Annotated in this window: 21 protein-coding genes; 14 read left to right on the plus strand and 7 right to left on the minus strand. The window is 61.4% G+C overall.

Annotation, left to right across the window (positions count from 1 at the left end):
• Window positions 1-16 precede the first annotated feature (16 nt).
• Both fabI and J5274_RS08365 read right to left on the minus strand, forming a co-directional pair.
• Window positions 17-835: an enoyl-ACP reductase FabI gene (fabI, locus tag J5274_RS08360; RefSeq protein WP_142824191.1), complete on the minus strand. Its 819-nt coding sequence runs from the start codon at window positions 833-835 to the stop codon at window positions 17-19.
• Between the two features lie 121 nt (window positions 836-956).
• A complete protein-coding gene (locus J5274_RS08365) occupies window positions 957-2141 on the minus strand; it encodes a DnaJ C-terminal domain-containing protein (protein WP_219274918.1) in 1185 nt (394 codons plus the stop codon).
• Between the two features lie 306 nt (window positions 2142-2447).
• Here J5274_RS08365 and J5274_RS08370 point away from each other — a divergent pair, with 306 nt between their 5' ends.
• The 3 genes from J5274_RS08370 to J5274_RS08380 all read left to right on the plus strand — a co-directional run bounded on the left by J5274_RS08370 (window position 2448) and on the right by J5274_RS08380 (window position 7660).
• Window positions 2448-3452, plus strand: a complete 1005-nt coding sequence (locus J5274_RS08370) for an ornithine cyclodeaminase family protein (RefSeq protein ID WP_142824193.1) — start codon at window positions 2448-2450, stop codon at window positions 3450-3452.
• A gap of 13 nt (window positions 3453-3465) precedes the next feature.
• Window positions 3466-5010, plus strand: a complete 1545-nt coding sequence (gene hutH / locus J5274_RS08375; protein WP_219274919.1) for a histidine ammonia-lyase — start codon at window positions 3466-3468, stop codon at window positions 5008-5010.
• A gap of 91 nt (window positions 5011-5101) precedes the next feature.
• The gene (locus J5274_RS08380) at window positions 5102-7660 is read left to right on the plus strand and encodes a DUF1217 domain-containing protein (RefSeq protein WP_142824195.1); all 2559 of its coding nucleotides are present in this window, start codon (window positions 5102-5104) and stop codon (window positions 7658-7660) included.
• A 78-nt stretch (window positions 7661-7738) separates the two neighbouring features.
• Here J5274_RS08380 and J5274_RS08385 read toward each other — a convergent pair whose 3' ends face one another.
• Window positions 7739-8197 (minus strand): RT0821/Lpp0805 family surface protein, encoded by a 459-nt coding sequence (locus J5274_RS08385; protein WP_142824196.1) that lies wholly within the window; start codon window positions 8195-8197, stop codon window positions 7739-7741.
• Window positions 8198-8260: 63 nt separating this feature from the next.
• On the opposite strand from J5274_RS08385, the gene pdxH reads away from it, so the two are divergent.
• Window positions 8261-8881, plus strand: coding sequence for a pyridoxamine 5'-phosphate oxidase (gene pdxH, locus J5274_RS08390; protein ID WP_142824197.1), 621 nt, complete (start codon window positions 8261-8263; stop codon window positions 8879-8881).
• A 4-nt stretch (window positions 8882-8885) separates the two neighbouring features.
• Here the strand turns inward: pdxH and J5274_RS08395 are convergent, their stop codons facing one another.
• Window positions 8886-9932: a polysaccharide deacetylase family protein gene (locus J5274_RS08395; protein WP_142824469.1), complete on the minus strand. Its 1047-nt coding sequence runs from the start codon at window positions 9930-9932 to the stop codon at window positions 8886-8888.
• 255 nt (window positions 9933-10187) lie between these two features.
• Here J5274_RS08395 and J5274_RS08400 point away from each other — a divergent pair, with 255 nt between their 5' ends.
• Both J5274_RS08400 and J5274_RS08405 read left to right on the plus strand, forming a co-directional pair.
• Complete coding sequence (locus tag J5274_RS08400; RefSeq protein ID WP_142824198.1) at window positions 10188-11492, plus strand: D-alanyl-D-alanine carboxypeptidase; 1305 nt, start codon at window positions 10188-10190, stop codon at window positions 11490-11492.
• A 90-nt stretch (window positions 11493-11582) separates the two neighbouring features.
• Complete coding sequence (locus J5274_RS08405) at window positions 11583-11891, plus strand: MazG nucleotide pyrophosphohydrolase domain-containing protein (RefSeq protein WP_142824199.1); 309 nt, start codon at window positions 11583-11585, stop codon at window positions 11889-11891.
• A gap of 55 nt (window positions 11892-11946) precedes the next feature.
• Here J5274_RS08405 and tldD read toward each other — a convergent pair whose 3' ends face one another.
• The 3 genes from tldD to J5274_RS08420 all read right to left on the minus strand — a co-directional run bounded on the left by tldD (window position 11947) and on the right by J5274_RS08420 (window position 14735).
• Entirely contained in the window at window positions 11947-13362 is a 1416-nt protein-coding gene (gene tldD, locus J5274_RS08410) for a metalloprotease TldD (RefSeq protein ID WP_142824200.1), read from the minus strand.
• Window positions 13363-13423: 61 nt separating this feature from the next.
• Window positions 13424-14038, minus strand: coding sequence for an invasion associated locus B family protein (locus J5274_RS08415; RefSeq protein ID WP_142824201.1), 615 nt, complete (start codon window positions 14036-14038; stop codon window positions 13424-13426).
• Between the two features lie 82 nt (window positions 14039-14120).
• Entirely contained in the window at window positions 14121-14735 is a 615-nt protein-coding gene (locus J5274_RS08420; protein WP_142824202.1) for an invasion associated locus B family protein, read from the minus strand.
• A gap of 340 nt (window positions 14736-15075) precedes the next feature.
• On the opposite strand from J5274_RS08420, the gene coxB reads away from it, so the two are divergent.
• The 8 genes from coxB (at window position 15076) to J5274_RS08455 (ending at window position 21657) form a co-directional block, all read left to right on the plus strand.
• Window positions 15076-15966 carry a cytochrome c oxidase subunit II gene (gene coxB, locus J5274_RS08425; protein WP_142824203.1) on the plus strand — a complete coding sequence of 297 codons (891 nt, stop codon included), beginning with the start codon at window positions 15076-15078 and terminating at the stop codon, window positions 15964-15966.
• A 20-nt stretch (window positions 15967-15986) separates the two neighbouring features.
• A complete protein-coding gene (gene ctaD / locus J5274_RS08430) occupies window positions 15987-17687 on the plus strand; it encodes a cytochrome c oxidase subunit I (protein WP_142824204.1) in 1701 nt (566 codons plus the stop codon).
• Window positions 17688-17747: 60 nt separating this feature from the next.
• Window positions 17748-18704 carry a heme o synthase gene (locus tag J5274_RS08435; RefSeq protein ID WP_142824205.1) on the plus strand — a complete coding sequence of 319 codons (957 nt, stop codon included), beginning with the start codon at window positions 17748-17750 and terminating at the stop codon, window positions 18702-18704.
• On the plus strand, window positions 18704-18838 hold the full coding sequence (locus tag J5274_RS28755) for a hypothetical protein (protein WP_142824206.1): 135 nt from the start codon (window positions 18704-18706) through the stop codon (window positions 18836-18838). The genes J5274_RS08435 and J5274_RS28755 overlap by 1 nt, the downstream gene beginning before the upstream one ends.
• A 75-nt stretch (window positions 18839-18913) precedes the next feature.
• A complete protein-coding gene (locus tag J5274_RS08440; RefSeq protein ID WP_244615291.1) occupies window positions 18914-19462 on the plus strand; it encodes a cytochrome c oxidase assembly protein in 549 nt (182 codons plus the stop codon).
• Window positions 19463-19522: 60 nt separating this feature from the next.
• Entirely contained in the window at window positions 19523-20398 is an 876-nt protein-coding gene (locus tag J5274_RS08445; RefSeq protein WP_142824208.1) for a cytochrome c oxidase subunit 3, read from the plus strand.
• A 118-nt stretch (window positions 20399-20516) separates the two neighbouring features.
• Window positions 20517-20900, plus strand: a complete 384-nt coding sequence (locus tag J5274_RS08450) for a DUF983 domain-containing protein (protein WP_142824209.1) — start codon at window positions 20517-20519, stop codon at window positions 20898-20900.
• Window position 20901: 1 nt separating this feature from the next.
• Window positions 20902-21657, plus strand: coding sequence for an SURF1 family protein (locus J5274_RS08455; RefSeq protein WP_224128096.1), 756 nt, complete (start codon window positions 20902-20904; stop codon window positions 21655-21657).
• Window positions 21658-21697: the final 40 nt, after the last annotated feature.

Below are 21697 nucleotides of genomic sequence, written 5' to 3' on the forward strand. Positions count from 1 at the left end.
GCATTCCTGTCTGAAATCAGTCCTTGATGACGGAAATATCCGGCGCATCGACGGCCTTCATGCCGACGACATGATATCCGCTGTCGGCGTGATGGATTTCGCCGGTGACGGAACGCGACAGGTCGGAAAGCAGGTAGAGACCGACGTCGCCGACTTCCTCGATGGTCACGGTGCGACGCAGCGGTGCGTTATACTCGTTCCACTTGAGGATATAGCGGAAGTCGCCGATGCCAGACGCGGCCAGCGTCTTGATCGGGCCGGCCGAGATAGCATTGACGCGGATGTTCTTCGGTCCGAGATCGACGGCCAGGTATTTGACGCTGGCTTCGAGTGCGGCCTTGGCAACGCCCATGACGTTGTAGTTCGGCATGACCTTCTCCGCACCGTAATAGGTGAGGGTCAGCATGGCGCCGCCATCGGTCATCAGCTTTTCAGCGCGACGGGCAATCGAGGTGAACGAAAACACCGAAATCTGCATGGTCTTGGCAAAATTGTCGGCAGACGTATCGACGTAGCGGCCGGTCAGCTCGTCCTTGTCGGAAAAGCCGATAGCGTGCACCACGAAATCGATCTTGCCCCAGAGCTTCTCGACATTGTCGAACACGGCGTCAATGGTGGCTTCGTCGGAAACATCGCAATGGCCAGCCAGATGACCGCCGATTTCGGCTGCCAGCGGCTCGACACGCTTCTTCAGCGCATCGCCCTGATAGGTTAAAGCAACCTCGCCGCCCTGCGCATGGATTGCCTTGGCAATTCCCCATGCGATAGAGCGGTTGTTTGCCACGCCAAAGATGACGCCGCGTTTGCCTGCCATCAGGCCTGTTGCTTGAGCCATAGTCTGCTCCCTTGAACTTCAATCGACCCTGCCTATGGCATAGGCGGTTCGAGGGTTCAAGCTAGGCTAGCATCATCAACTGTTAGGGAACGTAATAAAGGGTGCTCGCGCTACCGAAATGCTACAGAAACAATCCATCCTTCATGCTGCGCATCAAATCCGTCATCTTGTGATCGGGTTTTTCCCAAAGCATAAGCCGCAATTCGACCACCAGATCTCCCTTGCCGCCTTCGTCATTTGCAAGGCCTTCGCCCGGAATGCGGATCGTATGGTCTGAGCCGGACCATAGGGGCACGCTGACGGCGAGCCTGCCACGCGGTCCCTCGATCGAGGTTTCCCATCCGAGTACTGCATTTTCGATCGTCACGGGCAGGGTGGTGTGCAGATCGAAGCCCTTGACGCTGAACCGCTCGTGCGGTTCGAGATGCACGGTAACCGCCACGTCGCCACGCAGCATGCCTTGCAGCTTCAGCCCTTGCCCCTTGAGGTGGACGACCTGGCCGTCGCTCATGCCGGCAACCGCCTGGAACCGCACTTCCTTGCCGTCGGCAAGCGGTACGGTGATCCACTGCGCCTTGATGATGTCGTCGAGCGTGATGCGGGCTTCGGCGGCAATCTCGGGGGCTTTTTCCTGAATGGGGGGAGCAGCGCCGGTGATGCGCCGGACGAGCGATGTCAGCATGCCGAAAGGCGGGAGGGCGATGATGGCGGCAAGGGTGCTTGTCGCAACCGCCGGCTCGACCTCGGGGGCTGCAGGCTCGGCAGCCTCCGACTCGGGAGCATCCGCCGCCTTCTGTGCCATTGCCGGCTTTTCCGTCTGGGCTGCAGCGCGGGCGCCAAAAATGCGTTCGACCATGTCCTCGGCTGTTTCCGGGGCAGCGGTTCCATCGGGTGCCGCAGAAGGCGAGGCGGAGGGCGAGGGGGCGGCAGAGGCTGCGGCCGCCGCTGCTTTCTGGGCCTTCTGGGCGTTGGCCCGCTCCAGCTCTTCCATCAGCCGTTCGGCTTTGGCACGCGCCACCTTGGCGCGTTCTTCGGCTTCGCGCGCCGCCTGGCGCTGCTGCATGATGGTCGGACCGTTGCCCTTGGCTGCTGACGACATATTTATCACCTGATCGTAGCGGCTGCGTTTCTTCGGATCCTTCAGGGTCTCGTAGGCACGGCCGACCTCGGCGAACCGGGCCGTCGCCGTCGGGTCGTCGCGGTTGTGATCCGGATGGATGGCCTTGGCCATGGACCGCCAGGCTGCCTTGATCTCGTCCACGTCGGCGTCCTGTCTGACGCCCAAAGTTTTGTAAGGATCACGCATGTGTTCGATCGCCGCTTTTTTGCTGGTACGCCATGTCGAACATGCCGTTCCCACTTCACTGACGCCTCGGTCGGTCCCGCCGAAGCGGAATCCGTGGCGTATATATTGTGATCCTGCGGGACAGTTGCTAATCAGGTGTTACGGTAGGCGTCTGGTGGCCTGCGATCTCCGGCAATGGTTATTCATTCACTAAAAATTGGGGTAATATCAGACCGGACTGTTAAGGATGCGGCGCTGGATTTGCCGATTTGACGCATTCGGCGCCTCCAGCGCCCCGGTCCGGTCAATTCTCGAGCAGGACGGCCTATGCAGGAAATCTGGATCGACTATCTCAACGCCGTGGACGTCAAGGCTCTGGCGCTCACCAACGACGATATCCTCGATGCCGTCTCCAAAGCCCTGGATGCACAGGGGCGAGGCGAAACCGTCATCGAACCGCGCGTCCATCTGGTGCCGGAAAGCTCCGACAAGGGGCACTTCAATGTGCTGCGCGGCTACGTGAAGGCGCTCGACTATGCCGGCGTCAAGGTGGTCGGAGATTTCGTCGACAACTACAAGGTCGGCCTTCCCTCGGAGATGGCAGTGCTCAACCTCTTCGATCCGCAGACCGGCGTGCCCAAGGCCATCCTCGATGCCACCGCCATCACCGACATGCGCACTGGCGCGGTGACTGCCATCGGCGCGCGGCACCTGGCCCGAAAGGACAGCAAGATCCTCGGCCACATCGGCGCCCGCGGGACATCCTACTGGAACGTCCGTCTGCTGGACCACATCTTCGATTTCGACGAAATCCGCATCCATTCCCGCCGCCCGGAAAGCCGCGATGCTTTTGCCGCGCGTCTCGAGCAGGATCTCTGCAAGAAGATCGTCGTCACTGAAACCTGGGAAGACTGTCTGAGGGGTGCCGACATCATGATCGAGGCAAGCCGGCTGCCGGAACCGACGCCGCTGTTCAAGACCTCCTGGGTCAAGAAGGGCGCTTTCGTCGTGCCCTATGGTACGATGAGTGCGCTGGAGTTTGATCTCACCGACATCATGGACAAGGTCGTCGTCGACGACTGGGGCCAGTGCGGTCCCGGCCGCCCCTATGGCGCACTCCGCCGCCATGTCGACGAGGGCAAGGTGACGGCGGAAAACCTGCATGCCGAAATCGGCGAGATCGTCTGCGGCGCAAAGCCCGGCCGCGAGAGCGACGACGAAACCATCCTCTTCTGGCATCGCGGCCTGTCGACCACGGACATTGCGCTGGGGGCTGCCATGGTCGACAAGGCAAAGCGGCTTGGCATCGGCCAGCGGCTGCGCTTTGCCTGAGGATCCAGAAGACATGAAAGTTGGCAAAGGCGCGGCAGGCGTGTTGCTCGACCGCAGCGGCGGCAGTGTCGAGGCCGTCTGCGCCATCGCCCGTCGGGAGGCCACGGTCTCGGTCGACAGCGACGCCATCTCCGGCATCGATGCCGCCTATGCCTGCCTCGTGCGCCACGCCGCGCAAGGCGAAGCCATTTACGGTGTCAGCACCGGCCTTGGCGCCGCCGTCGATACGCGCATCGATCCGGCGGAAGGCTCCGGCCAGTCGGCCATAGCGCGCCCAAGGGCGGTCGGCGTCGGCCGGTTCGCGGAGGTCGCGGAAGTCCGGGCGATGATGGCGAGCCGGCTTGCCCGCTTCTGCCTCGGCTATTCCGGCGTCTCGTCTCCTGTCGCCCTGACGCTCGCCGAAATGCTCAACCGGGGAATCCATCCCCGCGTGCCGATGACCGGCTCCATCGGCGAGGCGGATCTCGCGCCGCTCGCCCATATCGCCTTGACGATGACGGGAGAGGGTGTCGTCCTCTCCGGAGAGGGCAAGCTCCAGTCGGGCGCCGAGGCCTTTGCGTCGGCTGGTTTGGACCTGCCCGTCTTCGGCATCAAGGACGGCCTGTCGCTGATTTCCTCGAATGCTGCATCTGTCGGGCTCGCCTGCCTGCTGCTCGAAGACATCGGCTACGTCTTCGATGCCCATGTCGGTGCAGTGGCGCTGTCGTTCGAGGGGTTCCGGGCCAGCATCGATCCGCTCCATCCCCTTTCCGACCGTCTGCGACCGGGCCCCTGCCAAGGCGAGGTGGCCGCTGCGATCCGGGCGCTGCTCGAGGGCGGCGATCTCGTGGCCGGCAAGGGCGCGAGGCGGCTGCAGGACCCCCTCAGCCTGCGCTGCGCACCTGCCGTCTCGGGCACGGCGCTGCATGCCTTCCGGGCCGCCGTCGCCGTTACCGAACTCGAACTTCGCTCCAGCGACGATAATCCGTCGGTCATCGCCGATCAGGATATCGTGCTGCCGACCGGCAATTTCGATCCGACCCACATGGTTCTCGCCTTCGATACGCTGGGCCTCGCACTTGCGCGTCTGGCGGCGATGGCGGCGGAGCGGATGATGAAGTTGCTGTCGCCCGGTTTCTCGGACCTGCCGCGCTTTCTCGCCCCGGCGCAATCTGGCGCCAATGGCTTTGGCGCGCTGCAAAAGACCATCGCCGCGCTGACGGCGGAAATCGGCCATCTCGCCATGCCGATGCCGTTCGTGGTGACGCCGGTGGCCGACCGCGTCGAAGACTATGCCTCGATGTCGATGTCGGTCATCGACAAGACGAGGCAACTGGTGGCGAAGTGGCGCTATATGACCGCCATAGAGCTGATCGTCGCCGCCCGTGCCGTCGATCTCAGGGAAGGCATCGTGCTTGGACACGGCGCGCAATCCCTGTTTGAAAACATTCGCGCCATCGTGCCCCCGCTCGTCGCGGATCGCTCCTCGAGTGACGATATCCATGCGCTCGCCGACGCCATAGAGACGGCCCGGCTTCTTCCGCCACAGGCCCCAGGCAACGCCACAGCTCAGTTATAAAAGAAACGCCGCCGTAAAGTCTCGGGTAAGCTTACGCTGCTACAATAGAAAATCCTATTCGATCTGACGCAAGCTGTGGGGCCACGCGATCATGACATCGACCTATCAGAGCTTTACGCTCGATACCCGTAATATGACGTCGACGTTGTCGCGAGTGTCCTCGCAGACGACGACCAAGCGCGATATCGACTATTACAATGCCCACATCGGCAATGTGAAGACGCTCGACGATCTCATGGGCGACTACCAGCTCTACAGCTACGCCATGAAAGCCTATGGCCTGGAAGACTTCACCTATGCCAAGGGCTTCATGAAGAAGGTCTTCTCCAGCGACCTCAGCGATGCCACCAGCTTTGCCAACCGCCTGAACGATCCGAAATACAAGCAGATTGCCGCCGCCTTCAACTTCGGTGCATCCGGCACGCCGACGGCGCAGACGGCTGCGACCTCGACGAAGATGTTCGGGGCAGCTGCCACCAAGACGACCGACGCTTCGATCGGCCTCTACCAGCAGTCCTTTGCCACGGAAGAGGCAGCGGCGAAGACCGAGACGGACTATTACGATGCCAATATTGGCTCCGTCAAAACAGTCGACGACTTACTGAAAAACACCCGCCTCAGGGATTACGTGCTGAAGGGCTACGGCATCGATCCGACGAACGTCTCGAACAGCTTCCTGAAGTCGATGCTGACCAGCGACCTCAGCGATCCCGCCAGCTTCGTTAACGTCAACGGCAGCGCGGCTGGCAAGGCGATTACGGCACAGTTCAATTTCAATGCCGACGGCACCATCTCCACCACGACAGCCGACGCGGACAAGGCCTATTACGAAGCCAACATCGGTGCGGTGAAGTCGGCGACCGATTTCGTCTCCGACCGTCGGCTTTTCGACTATGCCAAGGCAGCCTTCGGCGTCCCCTCGAAAGTCACGGACGTGCAGTTCGCCGCATCGGTGGCCGACGCTGCCACGGCGGAACGATACGGCCTGACCTCGACACTGGCGCAATTCAACTTCCAGGCGGATGGAAAGGTGGCCGATGGTGCTGTGATCCAGACCGCCGACCAGATCAGCACGACATCCGCAAACTATGTTGCCCAGTATAAAAGCCAGGCCCAGACCCTCGGCCAGCGCTCGGCAGTCATGGACGCCTATAACGACACGGTGCCCACCTTCGTTACCGGCGCCGCTGCAGCCGACGATGCCGCATACTACAAGGCAAACATCGGTTCGGTGACGTCTGTCGAGGAACTGACCCACAACAAGCGGCTCTTCGACTATGTCAAGATCGCCTACAATCTGGAGGGGCTCGACGGGCAGGCGAATGAAAATACGCTGCGCTATGACTTCGAGACGGCCATGGAAGACCCGACCTATGCCAAGCTGATCGGCTTTTCCGATGTGGTCGCGCAGTTCAACTTCCAGTCCGATGGCACCGTGGCATCGGGCACGCAGGCCCAGACGGCCGCCCAGCTCGCGGCTGCGACAAAATCCTACACCACCAACTACAAGGCGGAACAGGCGGCCACCACCGTCGATGCCGTGGCCAACTACAAGACCCGCATCGCGGCCGTGAAGACCATCGACCAGTTCTTTGCGAGCAACGCCACCGCCGACAAGAGCAAGGCAAACGACAATCTCCCCGAACTCTACCAGATGGCGTTGCGCTCCTATGGTATCGGCGAGACTGAGATCTCCAAGGGCCAGATGAAGAAGATCATGGAGAGCGATCCCTATGATCCGAAAAGCTACGTCAACACCCTGAAGGACGACCGTTTCGTCAATCTGGCAAAAGCGTTCAATTTCGACAGCGAGGGCAAACTGAAGCTGCCGGTCACGGCTCTCTCGACCACGCAGATCAACGCCTACATCTCGGAATATTCCAAGGACAGCAAACGCGGACTGACCGGCCCCGCTCTCACCAAGGCGGTCGCCCAGATCAAGACCGACGCCACCTATTTCGCGACCAAGATGGCCGATGTCACCAACCTGTCCGACTTCCTGAAGGACAGCAAGCTGACGAACTTCGTGCTGACGGCCAACGGCCTCGATCCGAAGAAGATCACCGCCGACACGCTGAAAAAGGCATTCACCTCGGATCCCGCCAAGGCCAACAGCTTCATCAACACTGCGGCGGGGGCGCAATTGAAGCCCATCGTCGACGCGTTCAACTTCGGCATCGACGGCAAGCTCGTGGACACCAAGCTCGGCTCGGCGCAGAACAAGGGCGCCCTGGATTCGACGAACGACCTCTACCTTCACCAGACCCTGGAAAAGCAGGAGGGCGAAACCAATGACGGCATCCGGCTTGCGCTCTATTTCCAGCGCCAGGCGCCTGCCATCAATTCCGTTTACGACATCATGGCCGACAGCGCGCTGTATTCAGTGATCACCACCACCTACAGCCTGCCCAGTGCCATTTCGTCGATGGATGTCGACGCGCAGGCAAAGCTACTGAAAAAGTTCATTAATATCGACGACCTGCACGACACAAAAAAGCTGAACAAGCTGCTGCAGCGCTTCTCGGTGGAATACGACCTGAAGAATAACAACACCGGATCGTCGTCGGCGCTCTCCATCCTGCAGCCCTCCGGATCCTTCGGCGTCAGCGCCGACACGTTGCTGTCGATCGCCCAGCTTAAGCGCGGTTAGTTTTATCGAGGAATGGGCGGTCCGGAGCCATAATCCGCAAGGGGCTCGGCCGCGCGTTGCGCGGCTCGGCCCGGCGGGTTAGCCCTGTGGCTGGAAAGCCAGGACCTGCCACTCGTTGTCGCCGACAAGACACGTCTTGCCGTAGAAGTTGGCGATCCCGTCATAGGCGTGACGGGTGGTGCGGAACTGCCGGCAGACCTGGCCGGTCGCATTGTTTTCGACAATCGTATCGATCACGCCGGCGCTGCCGGTCGAGGCATTGGCCCAGGCCAGAGGCTGGCCCTTGAGCTTACTGAGATCCGCCGATGTCACGGCGTTGCGCACGGTGACTTCGTCGGACACGGTATCGGAGGCGGGTGGCGTCTTCGAGACGGCACCTGTGGTCACCGACTTGTCCACCTTGGCGGAACTGAAAAGATCCATCCCGCCGGTGGTGCAGCCGGAAAGCGACAGAAGAGCGATGCCCATGGCAGCGATGATGCCGCGCTTTGAAAGCAGGCCCTTTGTATAGACTGTCGATCTTGTTATGACTTTCACCCGTATGTTGCTGGGCCAGACAAACCTGGACACTTTGATTAAAATCCGGAGCGCTTAACCAATATGTCGGAAAACGAGTTAACAAGCAGTGACTTCACCCTGCAAAACGAGCCTTTTGTGCTGTTTTCGAGCTGGTTGGAAGAGGCGCACGCCTCTGAGTTGAATGATCCGAATGCAGTTGCGCTGGCAACGGTGGATGAAGATGGTCTGCCGAACGTCCGCATGGTCCTCCTGAAGGGTTTCGATCACCAAGGATTCGTATTCTATACAAATTTCGAAAGTCAGAAAGGCCAAGAACTGCTTTCGGCGAAAAAAGCGGCCATGTGCTTTCACTGGAAATCGCTGCGACGCCAGGTGCGGTTGCGCGGTCCCGTCGAGGTGGTGACCAACGAAGAGGCCGACGAGTATTTCAAATCCCGGCCGCGCGGCAGCCGGATCGGCGCCTGGGCGTCGAAACAGTCACGGCCGCTGGAAAGCCGGTTCGCGCTGGAAAAAGCTGTCGCGGAATATACGGCGCGCTACGCCATCGGCGAAATCCCGCGTCCCGAAAACTGGTCCGGCTTCCGCATCCGCCCGCAGTCGATCGAGTTCTGGAAGGACGGCAAGTTCCGGCTTCACGACCGCATTGAGTTCCGCCGAACGGCCGAGGATGCGGCCTGGGATAAGGTACGCATGTATCCCTGACCAGTCATCCCTTTCCGACAATCCGCATGGGAATGCCGGAAGCCAGGGCCTCGACGTAACGGGGCTTCTGGTAATATCCGTTCAGGGAAATCCGCGGCAACAGCGTCATCGGCGCTGCTGCCGTTGAAAGCACGGTCCCCGGTCGCGTCGTCACGCCGACGGTAAACCCAAGGCTCGCCGCGATCTGTGCCTCGCGCGCCGATACCGCGCCGGCAGTGCCGTAGGGGTAGGCAACCGTGGTCGGGCGTCGGCCGGTGATGGCCGCCACATAATCCGCCGATTCGCGGATCTCGAAGGCGACTTCCGCGGGGCTGAGCCTTGCGAGCGCCCGATGGCTGACGGTATGGGCGCCGAGCGACGCCAGGGGGTGGCGCGCCAGTGCCTGAAGCTCGCCAAAATCCATGATCAGCGCGCGCACGATCTCCAGCGGCTGGATGCCTTCATCCTCTGCCAGCCAGTCGATGGCCGATACTGCCTCCATCTCGTCCGTCCCGTGCACGAAAGCTGCAAACCGCTCGAAGGCGAGTTGCTTTTGCTCGAGGTCGCCGACATCAAGCCGTTCCAGGCCCCGGCCAAAATCGAAGGCCAGCGTCTCGCGCTCCCTGAGGAGAACGGAAAGCGTCTCCCACCACATGCTGTGGGTTCGCTCGGAAAGCCCCTTGGCAACGAAGATCGTCACCGGGACGCCGTGCCGCTCGAACACGGGCAATGCATGCTCGACATTGTTGCGGTTGCCATCGTCCAGCGTGAATGCGGCAAAGCGGGTGGCCCCGCCAGCGGCTATGCGTTGCGGCAGTTCGTCGAGGGCCACAAAGACCCGCCCCTCCGCCTTCAGTTCGCGGATGGCCCGGTCGAGAAACTGCGGCGTGATTTCGAGGTGCCGGTTCGGCTCGAAGGGGAGGGGGCTGTACGGTCGCACATGGTGAAGAGTGAAGATCGCACCGACACCGGCGGCCGCCTTCATTGCCCCAAGCGATTTCAGCAGCAACGCCGCATCCAGCCCTGCGCCGACAACCGTCCGCTTGAGCCGGCGTCGGAGCTCTGGGCTGATGAAGTTTGCCATGATGTCGGTCCGGGTCTGGGGTCATGGCCAGGTTCGGCCAGGCCCAGAATAGGCCGATGCCACTTAACCCTTGCTAAATTATGCTTAAATTCGTCGATATTAACCTGCCCTTTACCGTGACACGTAAAATTGGCGGTCAAGCGCGATTATTGCCTCGATATCGCGCCAAAATCACGCTTTTGTCGCATAATTGCACAGCCGGCCGTCGCGGCGAGCTGGCATTTGTTTCGGTTGGGGACAGGTATGAAGAAAATCTGGGTGGCTCTCTCGGCAGCTGTCGTGCTGGCGAACTCGTCTATTGCCGCCTATGCCGGCAGTGCCTACTTCATCATGGATGCGAAGAACGGCAAGGTCCTGGCGTCGCAGAGTGCCGACGAGCTGAACCATCCGGCATCGCTCACCAAGATGATGACCCTCTATCTGGCCTTCGAGGCGCTGCATCGCGGCAAGCTCGGCTGGAACTCCGAACTCAAGGTGTCGAGCAACGCCGCCGGCAAGAGCCCCACCAAGCTCGGCCTTCGTCCGGGCACCACCGTCAGCGTCCGCGAAGCCGTCAATGGCATGATCATCAAGTCCGCCAACGACGCCGCGACCGTCATGGCCGAGGCGCTCGGCGGCAGCGAAAGCAACTTCGGGCGGATGATGACGGCCAAGGCCCGCCAGCTCGGCATGAGCCGGACCACCTTCGTCAATCCATCGGGTCTCCCCGATCCTCGCCAGATCACCACCGCCCGCGACATGTCGACGCTCGCCGTCGCGCTGATCAACGACTATCCGACCGAGTATCGCCTGTTTTCGCAGACCGGCTTCGTCTATCGCGGCCGGCCGATCCGTGGCCACAACAACCTGATGTACCGCTACAAAGGCATGGACGGCATCAAGACCGGCTACACCAATGCCTCCGGCTTCAACATCGTCAGCACGGTGCGCGATGGCAATCGCCGCCTCATCGGCGTCGTCCTCGGGGGCCCCACGGCGCGTGCCCGCGACGACAAGATGGCCGGATTGCTTAATCGATACATGAGCCAGGCATCGTCCGGCGGCGGCAGCCGTCTGGTCGCAAGTATCGGTGGCCGTGCTGCTCCCCGTGAAGTCGAGGTCGCATCCGCATCGCCTGACATCGATGTGCCGGCTCCCCTGGCGCCGCGCCGTACCACCGTCATCACCCGCACGGTCGCCACGGCGACCGGTCTTGCCGTGCCGATCGAACGGCCGCAAGCGATGCAGGAAATAGTCAACAGGGCCGAGGCGGAGGACGATGCGCCTTCGGCTGAGATGACGGCATCGACCGGCTCGTCTGGTGGTGCCTGGCAGGTTCAGATCGCCGCCACGCCTTCTGCCAAGGCGGCCAAGGATCTGCTGGCGACGGCACAGGCGAAGACCGGCGGCCCGCTGCTGAACGCCTTTGCCTACACGGAAGAAGCCGGCAAGGGCTCGAAGAAGGTCTATCGCGCCCGCTTCGTCGGCTTCGAAAGCCGCGCCGCCGCCGACAATGCCTGCAGCGCGCTGAAGAAACACGATTTCAAATGCATGGCGATGCCGGGCTGACTTTGGCCACGTCCGCTGTCCTTTCACCCGTCGGGATAGACGCCGACGGGTGAATCATGCATCTCTCCATCAGAACGTATGGAGAACGAAATGCTTGGCGATTTGTCTGCGAAGTTCGAAGAAGCGTCACGGTCTTACGCCGAGCAGAACGGCATCATCCGCGACACTGAGTGGTTCTTGCTGAAGCTGCAGGAAGAGGTCGGGGAACTGACGCAGGCCTTCAACCGCAAGACCGGCAGGGGCCGTCGAAAAGGCCTGTCGGACGAGCAGCTCGCAGAGACTATGGAAGATGAAGCCGCAGACGTCCTGGGCCACATCCTGCTCTTTGCAAAGGCCCACGATCTCGACATTGCAGCTGCTGTCGAGCGGAAGTGGCGGTTCACGCCCGATATCCGCTGAAAGCCGTCACGGCTAGACCACATCCGATATGGCCGACCGCATCGATTTCCGAGCCTTAAGCCTTCGTCCCACCCACAGTCACCTGATCCATCCGCAGATGCGGCTGGCCGACGCCGACGGGGACCCATTGGCCGCCTTTGCCGCAATTGCCGATGCCGGTGTCGAGGCTGGTGTCGTTGCCGATCATCGAGACGCGCTTCATCGCATCCGGGCCGTTGCCGATCAGCATGGCGCCCTTGATCGGCGCGCCGATCTTGCCGTTTTCGATCATGTAGGCCTCGGTGCAGCCGAAGACGAACTTGCCGGAGGTGATGTCGACCTGGCCGCCGCCGAAGGAAACTGCGTAAATGCCCTTCTTGACCGACGCGATGATTTCGGCCGGTGTCTTGTCGCCGGACAGCATGAAGGTGTTGGTCATGCGCGGCATCGGCACGTGGGCGTATCCCTGCCGGCGGCCATTGCCGGTCGGCTGCATGCCCATCAGCCGGGCGTTCTGGCGATCCTGCATGTAGTTGACCAGCTTGCCGTTCTCGATCAGCACGTTGTAGGCCGACGGCGTACCTTCGTCGTCGATGGTGATCGAGCCGCGGCGGTTTTCGATGGTGCCGTCGTCGACGACGGTCACTCCCGGCGCAGCGACCATCTCACCCATCAGCCCGGCAAAGGCGGAGGTCTTCTTGCGGTTGAAATCGCCTTCGAGCCCATGTCCGACGGCCTCGTGCAGCATGACGCCCGGCCAGCCATTGCCGAGCACGACATCCATCGTGCCGGCCGGCGCTTCCAGGGCGTCGAGGTTGACCAGTGCCTGGCGTAGCGCCTCGTCGGCCCCGTAGTGCCAGTTGTCCCCGGTGATGAAATCGCCAAAGCCGACGCGGCCGCCCGTGCCGTAGGAGCCGGATTCCTGCCGGTCGCCGTCGCCGACCATGACTGAAATATTGATGCGCGTCATCGGTCGGATGTCGCGGACGCGGTGGCCGTCGGCGCGCAGGATGTCGACGACCTGCCAGGAGGCGGCGACCGATGCAGTGACCTGGCGGACCTTGCCGTCCTTGTCGCGCAGATAGCTGTCGATCTGCTGCAGGAGCTTGGCCTTGTCCTCGAAGCTCGGGCTGCCGATCGGGTTTTCGTCGCTGTACAGCCGCGTGTTCGTGCGCTGCGGGGCCGCGGCGTAGGAGCCGGCATAGCCGCGCGTCACTGCGCCGACCGCATCGGCCGCGCGCTTCAGGGCGGCTTCTGAGAGATCGCCGGCATGGGCATAGCCGACCGCCTCGCCGGCGACGCTGCGCAGGCCAAAGCCCTGTTCGGTGTTGAAGCTGCCGCCCTTCATCCGTCCGTTGTCGAATGTCAGCGATTCCGACTGGACGTGTTCGACGAAGAGTTCGCCATCGTCGGCGCCGTTGAGCGCATCGGCGACGATGCTGCGCAGCTTGGTTTCGTCGGTGTCGAACAGGGTAAGCAGATCGGTGTTCATGAAATTGGTACTCCGTTCATGCCGATGTAGGTCCGGCGCGCAGGCAGAGCAAGCCCGGCGATCAGGGAAGGGCCGTATAACCTTCGGCAAAGCCTTTCAGGTCGACGGGAATGCCGATGCCTTCTTCCTGCGTCTGGAAGACGGTGAAGGTCGCGGTCGTGCCTTTGCGCAGGGTGCCGAGCAATTGCTCCTCGAGCACGACTTCGGCGTAGCAGCCATCCGAGAAGCAGCGGGCGAAATAGGCGTTGCCGATGTCGGCGCCATCGATGTACAGGCCGAGACCGTTCGGCAGCAGCACGCTCAGTGGCGCCTGTACCCTGAGCAGTCCGGTCTTGCCGCCGGGCGCCTTGGACACGGCAACCGAAATCTGCATCTCCGGCCGCTCCTGCGACACGACGCTCTGCATCAGCACGCATTTCTTGTTGGGGCTGTTGTCCGCAGTGCCGCAGACTTCCGTCCAGGCGCCGAAGGTGGTCTTCGCCTGGCTGGAAGCGGGTGGAGGCGTGGCGGGTGCGGGAGCCGGTGCCGGCTGTGCTTCAGGGGCGGGGGCAGGCGCTGCCGGTTGCGGGGCGGGCGTCGTCTGCGCCGTGGCGGGTACGCTGGCGACCGCCCATGCAAGAAGCGCCGCGGCGACAGTGCGGGGTACCCAAAAGCCGGCAAGTAAACCAAACCGCATTGAAGCCTCTTCCAAGAAGGTCGCGCGCCCCGCAGAACGGGACGCCATGAACCGTTAAGTCCCGGCGATCACGCCGGAGACATCACGGCAGGACATCGTAGCCTTCGCCAAATCCCTTGAGATCGACGGGGATACCGATCTTATCCTTATCCGCAGCCTCGCGTACGGAAAAGACCGCAGTTGATCCGGAGCGCAGCATTTTCAAAAGATTATCGTCCAAAGCGACTTCCGCATAGCAGCCATCGGCAAAACAGCGCACGAATTGCGTCTTGCCGAGGTCTTTTCCATCGACGATCAGCCCGAGGCCACCATCGGTCGGCTGGAAAGGATTGAGCAGAACGCCGAGCGGCGCCAGCACGCGCAGGATCTTCGCCTTGCGGTCGGCCGTTTTCAGCACCACGACGGAAAGCCCGACCTCCGGCCGGTCCTCGGCGATCACATTCTGCATCAGCGCGCACTGGTTGGTCTGGGCGCCGGCAGGCTTGTCGCAGATCACAGACCATGCGCCGTGCATCGACTGGACGGTGCCGGGCGGCTGCTGTCCGCCCTGCGGCACAGGCACTTGTTGTACAGGCACCTGCGCCGGCGCCGGTGTCGGCGTGGCGGTCTGCGGCTGCTGGGCGAATGCGGGCAGTGAAGCCGAAGCGGCGATGCCTGCCGCCAGCAACCCAAGCCGCGCGAGGGAACGAAAACCCATGGAAACCCCTAGTTTCGAATCATTGCGGCCATTCTTGCGGGTGCACCCGTCAAATGAAAGCCCTGGACGCTGGATTCCATTTTCACTGCGGCGGAAATAGGACCTGCAGGCGCTTTTGTCCAAGGCTCCTGCACTGCCGCTCGGTGATTTTTCGTAAAGTTACACAATAGTTCGCGCATCTTAGCCCTGCCGAAAGATTAGACCGAGCAAAAATGCCGCACAGGCAAACACTCGGGAATTGTTGCTGCCACGGTGAAACTGTGGTTTGAAGAAGATGAGGAATGGTGGGATTCTGCGTTTGAACGGAGAGGGTTCAAGCGCTTTAGGGAGATACATCGTCATGAAGAGGACCAATGCAGTTCTGGCGTCGCTCGCCTGTCTGCTCTTTACGACCCGTAGTTTCGCCGATCAACCGATGCCGTGGCAGATGGGGATGCAGCCCTCGGCAACGCCGATCATGAGCCAGGTGCGATGGTTCGAGCAATATACGCTCTGGTTCATCGTGCCGATTACGCTGTTCGTGCTGGCCCTCCTCATCATCGTCATGATCAAGTTTCGCGCCAGCAAGAACCCCGTCCCATCGCGCACCAGCCACAACACGCTGATCGAAGTCGCATGGACCATCGGACCGGTGCTGGTGTTGCTGTTCCTTGCCGTCCCATCCTTCGACCTTCTGACCGCGCAGCTGACATTCCCGAAAAATCCCGACGTCACCGTCAAGGTCACGGGGACGCAGTGGCAGTGGAACTACGAATACGAGAACACCGGCGATACGCCGCTGGCCTTTGACTCCTACATGCTGAAGGATCCGGACCGCGCCGCATCCGGCAAGACTGACAAGGCGATCTATCCGCGCCTGCTTGCCGTTGACAACGAACTCGTGCTGCCGGTCAACAAGGTCGTCCGCGTGCTGGTGACGGCGGCGCCGACCGATGTCATCCATTCCTTTTCCATGCCGTCATTCGCCATCAAGACCGACGCCGTGCCCGGCCGCCTGAACGAGACCTGGTTCAAGGCCGAGCGTGAAGGCATGTTCTACGGCCAGTGTTCGGAGCTCTGCGGCAAGGACCATGCGTTCATGCCGATTGCCATCCGGATCGTCTCCGAGGACAGATACAAGCAATGGCTGACCGTCGCCTCGAGCGACCTGGGCAAGGCCAACAAGGCGCTTATGGCCGAGGTCGACACGCCGTCTAAGACGGTCGATGTCGCCGCGAACGTCGCGCAGTAATCCGGGGGGAGATGATTAACATGGCTGGTTCCGCCACACACGACAAGCTGTCCGATGCTCACGGTCACGACGACGCCCATGCGCATGGCGAACAACACGCGCACAAGCCGAGCTTTGCCAATCGCTGGCTGTTCTCGACCAACCACAAGGACATCGGCACGCTTTACCTGATCTTCGCGATCATCGCCGGCGTCATCGGCGGTATCCTGTCCGTGCTGATGCGTATGGAGCTGCAGGAGCCGGGCATCCAGATCTTCAATGGTCTCGCCGCCATGGTCTACGGGTACTCCGGCGATGCCGCCATTGACGGCGGCAAGCAGATGTACAACGTCTTCACGACCGCGCACGCGCTGATCATGATCTTCTTCATGGTCATGCCGGCGATGATCGGCGGCTTTGCCAACTGGATGGTGCCGATCATGATTGGCGCGCCGGACATGGCTTTCCCGCGCCTCAACAACATCTCCTTCTGGCTGATCGTCCCTGCCTTCATCCTGCTGCTGATGTCGATGTTCGTCGAAGGTCCGGCAGGCGCCTACGGGGCCGGCGGCGGCTGGACGCTCTATCCGCCCTTGTCTTCGACCGTCGGCCATCCCGGACCGGCAGTCGATCTGGTGATCTTCGCGCTGCACATCGCCGGTGCCTCGTCGATCCTCGGCGCCATCAACTTCATCACCACCATCCTCAACATGCGCGCCCCCGGCATGACGCTGCATAAGATGCCGCTGTTTGCCTGGGCCGTGCTGATCACCGCCTTCCTGCTGCTGCTGTCTCTGCCGGTTCTGGCCGGTGCGATCACCATGCTGCTGACGGACCGCAATTTCGGCACAACCTTCTTTGCGCCTGAAGGCGGCGGCGATCCCGTGCTGTTCCAGCACCTGTTCTGGTTCTTCGGCCACCCGGAAGTCTACATCCTGATCCTGCCCGGATTCGGAATGATCAGCCACATCGTCTCGACCTTCTCGAAGAAGCCGATCTTCGGCTATCTCGGCATGGCCTATGCCATGGTCGCCATCGGTGCCGTCGGCTTCGTCGTGTGGGCGCATCACATGTATGCTGTCGGCCTGTCGCTCGATACGCAGCGCTACTTCGTCTTTGCCACCATGGTCATCGCGGTGCCGACCGGGGTGAAGATCTTCTCCTGGATCGCCACCATGTGGGGCGGCTCGATCTCGTTCCGCACGCCGATGATCTGGGCTATCGGCTTCATCTTCCTGTTCACCGTCGGTGGCGTCACCGGCGTGCAGCTTGCCAATGCCGGTTTCGACCGTCCGGTCCACGATACCTACTACGTCGTCGCCCACTTCCATTATGTTCTGTCGCTCGGTGCCGTGTTTGCAATCTTTGCGGCCTGGTACTATTGGTTGCCGAAGATGTGCGGCTACATGTACAATGAGAAGATCGGCAACCTGCACTTCTGGGTGATGTTCGTCGGCGTCAACATGGTGTTTTTCCCGCAGCATTTCCTCGGCCTTGCCGGCATGCCGCGCCGCTACATCGATTATCCGGACGCCTTTGCCGGCTGGAACTTCGTGTCCTCGATCGGCTCCTATATCTCCGGCGTCGGCGTGCTGATCTTCCTTTACGGCGTCTACGACACGTTTGCGAAAAAGCGCGTTGCCGGTGATAATCCCTGGGGCGAGGGCGCAACCACACTCGAATGGCAGCTTTCGTCGCCGCCGCCCTACCACCAGTGGGAAGAGCTCCCGCGCATCAAATAATCGCTTTCGGAGCGCCGCCCGACGGGCGGCGTTTTGATCGAGACAAAACTGGACTGTGTAATGACCGTTATCGACAACCACGAGATCCTGGCTTCCGAAGGCGACCTCGGCCTGTCGCAGGCCAGTGCGCGCGATTACTTCGAGCTTCTGAAGCCGCGCGTGATGCAGCTCGTGGTGTTCACCGCGCTGGCCGGCCTGGTGCTGGCGCCCGGTCACATCAATCCGTTCATTGCCGTCATCTCGATCCTCTGCATCGCCGTTGGAGCCGGTGCCTCCGGCTCCCTCAATATGTGGTATGATGCAGACATCGACGCCATCATGACCCGCACCGCCAAGCGGCCTATCCCGTCCGGCCGCGTGACCGGCTCGGAAGCGCTCGGCTTCGGACTGGTGCTGTCCGGCTTCTCGATCACCATTCTGGCGCTCGCCGTCGGCTGGCTGCCTGCCGCCATTCTCGCCTTCACGATCTTCTTCTACGCCGTCGTCTACACGATGTGGCTGAAGCGCTCGACGCCGCAGAACATCGTCATTGGCGGTGCTGCCGGCGCATTTCCGCCGGTCATCGGCTGGGCCTGCGTCACCGGCACCGTGCCGATGGAAAGCATCGTCCTGTTCCTCATCATCTTCCTCTGGACGCCGGCCCACTTCTGGGCGCTGGCACTGTTCAAGATGAAGGATTACGGCTCCGTCGGCGTGCCCATGCTGCCGAATGTCTCGGGCATTCCGACCACCAAGAACCAGATCGTCGTCTACGCCGTGCTAACCGCCGTTGTCGGTGTGGCACCGACCATGATGGGCATGTCCTCGATCGGCTACGGGATCGTCGCCGGCATTCTCGGCGCCATCTTCGTCTACTGTTCGATCACCGTCTGGCGGATGCCGGAAACCGATGTGAAGATGGTCCCGGCCAAGCGGATGTTCGCCTATTCGATCTTCTACCTCTTTGCCATCTTCTCGGCCCTGATGATCGACCGTCTGGTGACGGTGCTGGCCTCGGGCACCGGAGGCTGGTTCTGATGGAAACCGTCAAGCTCACCGCCGCCCAGAAGAAATCGAGACGCGGGCGCAATGTCGCTCTCGGACTGGTGCTTGCGGGGCTGGTGGTGATTTTCTACGTGATGACGATCATCAAGATCGGCACGGGACATTAAGGGAGAGGCTCTTTGGAGGAGGAGACGTCAGGGAGAGCAAGATCGGTCGGGCGCAACAACGGCCTGATCGTTCTGATGTGCCTGAGCTTCGTGGTCGGCATGGGCGCGATGAGCTATGCCGCTGTGCCGCTCTATCGCATGTTCTGCCAGGTCACCGGCTTCAACGGTACGACGCAGCGCGTCGAGCAGGCTTCGACCGTAGTGCTCGACAAGCGCATCCGCGTCACATTTGATGCCAACGTCGCCTCGGGCGTGCCCTGGGACTTCAAGTCGATGCAGCGCGAGGTCGATCCGAAGATCGGCGAGACGATCATGATCAAGTTCGTCGCCGAGAACAAATCAGACCAGCCGACCCGCGCGCAGGCGATCTTCAACGTCTCGCCGATCGAGGCCGGCGCCTATTTCAACAAGGTGCAGTGTTTCTGCTTTAACGAGACGGATCTTGCGCCGGGGGAAAAGCGCGAGATGCCGGTGGTTTTCTACATTGATCCGGAGATTACCAAGGCGGCGGAAACCAAGGACATCGGCACGCTGACGCTGTCCTATACGTTCTATCCGCGGGATGACGCCAAACCCGTGGCATCGAACGAGGCTGCGGCCAAGGTCGGGGTGAAGAAGCTTTAGGGAGGAGGGCATCCGGTTTACCGGCTGCCTTAAGGGAAAAGTTACTCGGGGATTGCTGATATGGCTGACGTACACCAGAAGAACCACGATTATCACATCATCGATCCGAGCCCCTGGCCGATCCTTGCGGCGATCGGCGCGCTCGTCATTACCTTCGGTGGCGTGGCCTATATGCGCTATCTCAACAACAGCCCGTTCAAGCTGTTCGGCATCGATTTCGCCAGCCCCTGGCTGTTCTTCATCGGCCTCGTCGTCATCCTCTACGTCATGTACGCCTGGTGGGCAGATACGGTGAAGGAAGCCCATGAGGGCGCCCATACCCGCGTCGTGTCGCTGCACCTGCGCTACGGCATGATCATGTTCATCGCTTCGGAAGTGATGTTCTTCGTCGCCTGGTTCTGGGCCTATTTCGACGTCAGCCTGTTTCCGAACGAAGCCATCCAGGCCTCGCGCGTCATATTCACCGGCGGACAATGGCCACCGAAGGGTGTCGAGGTGCTCGATCCCTGGCATCTGCCGATCTACAACACCATCATCCTCCTGCTGTCGGGCACGACCGTCACCTGGGCCCATCACGCGCTGCTGCACAACGACCGCAAGGGCATGATCACCGGTCTGGCGCTTACGGTTGCCTTGGGCGTACTGTTCTCCAGCGTCCAAGCCTATGAATATGCCCACGCGCCGTTTGCCTTCAAAAGCTCGATCTACGGCGCTACATTCTTCATGGCGACGGGTTTCCATGGCTTCCACGTGCTGATCGGCACCATCTTCTTGGCTGTCTGCCTGATCAGGGCGATGCGTGGCGATTTTACGCCGACCCAGCATTTCGGCTTCGAGGCCGCCGCCTGGTACTGGCATTTCGTCGACGTGGTCTGGCTGTTCCTGTTCTTCGCCATCTACATCTGGGGCGGCTGGGGCGCACCCGTCGCCGGATGACGAAGGCGGCGATGGCACGTCCTTGACGCTGGTGCCTGTTGGATGTCGCCCTAAGGCGAGTAGAGTTTTGCGGGGCGGGAGCAAGGCTTTTCGTATCCCGCCTGGAAGGCATGACATCATGGTCAACGACACTGCCCATTTCCCGCCGGTTGATCCCATCAGGGTCGGCCTCCGGGGTCGCTGCCCGCGATGCGGACAGGGTGCGTTATTCGATGGTGTCCTAGCGCTGAAGCCTCGTTGCGCTGCCTGCAACCTCGATTTCTCCTTCGCCGACAGTGGCGATGGCCCGGCTGTTTTCGTCATCCTCATCGTCGGCTTCATCGTCATCGGTCTGGTCCTCTGGCTGCAGGTCAATTACGGCCCGCCAATCTGGGTCCACGGGATATTGTTCGGCCCTCTGACCATTCTCCTGTCGCTTTTGTCGCTGCGCTGGAGCAAGGGCATCTTCGTGGCGCTGCAATACCGTCACGACGCCAGCGAAGGACAAATCGAACGTGACTGACGTGCCGATCCAAAAGCCGGGGGCAAATGCCGCTTGGCAGGCTTTCAAGGTCCTGCTGCTTCTCTCGGTTCTTGCCGTGCTGCTTGCACTCGGCACCTGGCAGGTCCAGCGTCTCAAATGGAAGGAAGGCTTGATTGCCGATATTACCGAAAGGCAGGCCGCAGCGCCGATCCCGCTGGGTGATATCGAGGCGATGGCTGCGCGCGGCGGCGATATCGAATATCGCCGCGTGACGACGTCCGGCCGCTATCTCAACGACAAGGAGCGCCATTTCTTCGCCACCTATAACGGCATGTCGGGCTTCTACATCTACACGCCGCTCGAACTCGATGGCGGTCGCCTGCTCTTCGTCAACCGGGGCTTTGTTCCCTACGACCAGAAGGAGGCGAAGACCCGCGAAAAAGGCCAGCTCTCCGGCATGCAGGCCGTAGCCGGGCTTGCCCGCGCCAAATTGCCCTCCAAGCCGTCGTCGCTGCTGCCGGACAACGACATTGCCAAGAACATCTTCTACTGGAAGGATTTGGACGTGATGGCCTCCAGCGTCGGGCTGGATGCTAAAAGGGTGCTTCCCTTCTTCGTCGATGCCGATGCAACGCCCAATCCTGGCGGCCTGCCGGTCGGCGGCGTGACCATTGTCGACCTGCCCAACGACCATCTGCAATATGCCGTCACCTGGTATGGCCTGGCGGCAGCGCTGGTTGCCATCGTCGCGATTTCCTGGCTGCGTAAACGCCATCCGGATGCCCCGGCGCAGTAGGCATGTTTCGCGCAACCCTGTGCGGATGCAATAGAATTGC

Source organism: Rhizobium sp. L51/94 (assembly GCF_019355555.1).
In the GTDB taxonomy this organism is placed as follows: Bacteria; Pseudomonadota; Alphaproteobacteria; order Rhizobiales; family Rhizobiaceae; genus Rhizobium; species Rhizobium rhododendri.